The 200-nt window shown below is 74.0% G+C and carries 1 protein-coding gene; it reads right to left on the bottom strand.

What is annotated here, in order from left to right; genetic code table 11:
* Positions 1 to 200: NADH-quinone oxidoreductase subunit C (locus CCN51_RS58605; protein ID WP_245881819.1), on the bottom strand; the 200-nt coding region annotated here is incomplete at both ends.

Here is a 200-nt window from a genome sequence, read left to right as displayed (position 1 = left end):
GCGTCGGACTCCCCCGGCTCCTTCGCGCCCGGCCAGGCCTTGGCGACCCGCGCCGCCAGCACGAAGTCCTTGCGCAGCGGGTGCCCCTCGAAGCCGTCCGGGAGCAGCAGCGGAGCGAGGTGGGGGTGGTCGGCGAAGTCGATGCCGAACATCTCGTGGGTCTCGCGCTCATGCCAGGCCGCGCCCGCGTAGACGCCGGT

The sequence above is a fragment of the Streptomyces milbemycinicus genome (assembly GCF_002154605.1).
GTDB classification, from domain to species: Bacteria; Actinomycetota; Actinomycetes; order Streptomycetales; family Streptomycetaceae; genus Streptomyces; species Streptomyces milbemycinicus.
This window is presented reverse-complemented; position numbering and strand designations above follow the sequence as displayed.